Origin of the sequence: Microbulbifer aestuariivivens, from assembly GCF_039545115.1 — a bacterium.
GTDB lineage: Bacteria > Pseudomonadota > Gammaproteobacteria > Pseudomonadales > Cellvibrionaceae > Microbulbifer > Microbulbifer aestuariivivens.
On record NZ_BAABRT010000040.1, the window covers coordinates 1 to 3260 of the forward strand.

The 3260-nt window shown below is 48.2% G+C and carries 3 protein-coding genes; all 3 read left to right on the plus strand.

Annotated elements, in window-relative coordinates; translation table 11 throughout:
• Nucleotides 1–435: 435 nt before the first annotated feature.
• On the plus strand, nucleotides 436–933 hold the full coding sequence (locus tag ABEA58_RS14095) for a hypothetical protein (protein ID WP_345552515.1): 498 nt from the start codon (nucleotides 436–438) through the stop codon (nucleotides 931–933).
• A gap of 120 nt (nucleotides 934–1053) precedes the next feature.
• Nucleotides 1054–1590 (plus strand): hypothetical protein, encoded by a 537-nt coding sequence (locus ABEA58_RS14100; protein WP_345552517.1) that lies wholly within the window; start codon nucleotides 1054–1056, stop codon nucleotides 1588–1590.
• A gap of 897 nt (nucleotides 1591–2487) precedes the next feature.
• Nucleotides 2488–2943: a hypothetical protein gene (locus tag ABEA58_RS14105; RefSeq protein ID WP_345552519.1), complete on the plus strand. Its 456-nt coding sequence runs from the start codon at nucleotides 2488–2490 to the stop codon at nucleotides 2941–2943.
• Nucleotides 2944–3260 lie beyond the last annotated feature (317 nt).

The following is a 3260-nucleotide window of genomic DNA, read 5'->3' on the forward strand; positions in this document are numbered from 1 at the left end:
CAAAGTGCTAGTAGTTAGTTCACAGCGCGGCAGCCATAACCAAGCTAGGCAGGTTCGCCCAGCCGGTGGCTGGGCTGGACAGCCTACGCTGCGCTTTGGCTGCCCCTGCTAGCGGCGTTATGTTGCCGGGCGGTAAATATTATTGTCAGTGCCTACGGGTAATTTTTTGTACTGCTTTGGGGTCCAACACTGAGCTGTTCGGTCGTTTCGTGTCCAAGCAGTTTCGTTCCTAGAGCGTTCTCTCTGGTTTGGTAGAACTGGCTAGTCCACTGCAGTATCGTGGAGTGCCAATAAGTTAATAATTGGGTGGGGGAGGTTCGGTATTCTTCCCTCGTAATATTGGGGGGGTGGCCAGCCAAGCCGTGGCTGGCAGCGTGCCGGTAGCGGGTGTCCAGTACGGCACCTATAACCAAGCTAGGCAGGTTCGCCCAGCCGGTGGCTGGGCTGGACAGCCTACGCTGCGCTTCGGCTGCCCCTGCTAGCGGCGTTAGGCGGAAGATGGGAACGACCACTGAGCTAAGAAAAGAGATCAAAAAAACCTTTATACCTTATGTAGAGGCTAAAGGTTTTATTTCATCTATGGAAAATGCTCCAAACTTCTTTGATTTCAAAAAGATCATAGAAAATGAAGAATGGTTTTTTGATATACAATTTGAAAAATACGGTACACCAAGATTTGTTGTGAATTTTGGTAAAGCACAAATAAAAAACAATAAAAGAACAATCACAACTGGGCATTGTAGGTTACAGCCAGGTAAAACCGCATCAACAGGTAGTTGGTTTCGTCAAGATAAGCACTGGATAATTAAGCTCTTATCATCAAAGAAGCTACACCAACCTGAAGTTGTCGTAGAACAATTAATATCTCTATTTCCAGAAATAGAGCAATACTTTCAAGATGGTACAATAGGTGAGCATTTACGTGTTTTTTAAAATTAAAGCGCCTAACAAGCACGTGGTGCATCGCCAGCAAGCTGGCTGGAGTGGCACTGCTTCGCGTGCCAGCCGCACACATGGGCGTTAAGAGTCGAGTCAGAGTAATAAGGAAATCCATTGAAAACTATCGAATTATTGGGTGTAGGATTACGGTTGGTCGGGGTATACGGCATCATACGATCTGGTACATATCTGCTAACTGCTTGGGCTTCTTTATCCTCGTACTCTGCCGCTGAATATGGTGAGGGATACAATGGCTGGCTCTTGATGCAAGGTGCAGTATCGGTGTTTGTTGTTCTCGCATCTTTGTTTCTAGTTAAGTTTCCGGCCACTGCTGCATCATGGTTAATGCCAAGAACAGAAAGTCCTGGAAGAGAGCTATCCCAGGCGGCTAAGGATGCTCAATTTATAGGGTTAACCCTTTTAGGGTTCTTTGTTCTTACTTACGCAGCTCCAGAGTTAATTCAAAATATCTACTTGTGGTGGCACGCCAAGCAAATTCCAATGATGGAAGGTCTTGTAAAACCAAAAGAATACTTTGCTGAGGTTCTATATTCAGCAATTCAGCTCTGTATCGGATTTGCTCTTGTGATTCAAGCGCGGGGCATCACAGCTTTACTTGCTAAATTGCGCTACGGAGACAGATGCTCTTAACAAACGCAGCCAGTTTGCTACGGCCCTTCGGGCCTCCGAGGGACCCCCAACGCTGTGCACATATTGTGCTGGTCGCTGCGCTCCCTTTTTAGCACAATATCTGCACAGCATTGGTCGCCCCTGCTGCGGGCGTTATGTTGCCGGTCGGTAAAAATTATCGTCGGTGCGTGCGGGAAATTTTTCGCACTGGTTTAGCGCCCAGCAATGAGCAGCTTGGCCATTCCGGCCTGAAGCAGTTCCGTTCCTGGAGCGTTCTCTCTGCTTCGGTAGAAGTGGCTATTCCACTGCAGTGTCGTGGAGTGCCAATAAGTTAATAATTGGGTGAGGGAAGTACGGTATTCTTTCCTCGTAATATTGGGGTGTGGCCAGCCAATCCGTGGCTGGCAAAGTGCAGGTAGTTGGTCTTGAGCGCGGCAGCCATAACCAAGCTAGGCAGGTTCGCCCAGCCGGCGGCTGGGCTGGACAGCCTACGCTGCGCTCCGGCTGCCCCTGCTAGCGGCGTTATGTTGCCGGTCGGTGAAAATTGTTGTTGGTGCAAGCGGGTAATATTTTGCACTGTTTTAGCGTCCAGCAATGAGCAGCTTGGCCATTCCGGCCTGAAGCAGTTTCCTTCCTAGAGCATTCGCTCTCGTTGGGTAGAGGTGGCTATTCCACTGCACTATCGTGGAGTGCCAGTAAGTTAATAATTGGATGGGGGAGGTTCGGTATTCTTCCCTCGTAATATTGGCATTTGGCCAGCCAATCTGGGGCTGGCAAAGTGCTAGTGGTTAGACCTGAGCGCGGCAGCCATAACCAAGCTAGGCAGGCTCGCCCAGCCGGTGGCTGGGCTGGACAGCCTACGCTGCGCTTCGGCTGCCCCTGCTAGCGGCGTTATATTTAGTCCCGAAGGTCGGCACAATGAATAAATTTGCTTTTCTAATCTTGATCTTTTGTTGTGCCATAGGCGCAAGGAATAGCGCAATAGCAGCAGACCTAGTGGTGGACCCTGAGCTGTTTGATTTAATCGCTCAAGATAAAGCCGCTGGGGAAGCTTGGCTATTCTACGCCTATGCATTGGGATTGTGTGAAGACCCCAATAGTCCATCATTTGATTGTGAAGTTGAGGCAAGAAAAATTGCTTTAAAGCGATGGGTAGAATATTCCAAAAAATCAGACTCAACGAAAGATGTATATTTTTCAGAACTTTTAAAGGTTTTTGAATCTGGTTATATTGCCGAGTATGTAAGACACTTTCTGTATCAAGAGCGCTGGGGAGAAGTTAAAGCCCCTAAATATCGTGAGTATGTAGATTGGGCAGAAGATAATATCCCAACGCATCGAGTTGAAACAAAGCTATACGGTCGTTATGAGTAAATCACGTTAAATATTTATTGTAAAAATATAACAATCAAAGTCACTGCGACCCAATACTCTCCACTTCAATTTTGTGCGGGTAAACAATCGCACAAAATCAAAGCTCCGGTATTGGGCGCGTGCTTTGGGCGTTATGTTGCCGGTCGGTAAAAATTATCGCTGGTGCCTGCGGGTAATTTTTCGCACTGGCCTGGCGTCCAGCATTGAGCAGCTCGGTCGTTCCGCGTCTCGGCAGTTTCGTTCCTAGAGCGTTCTCTCTGGTTCGGTAGGGCTGGCTAGTCCGCTGCAGTATCGTGGAGTGCCATTAAGTTAATAAT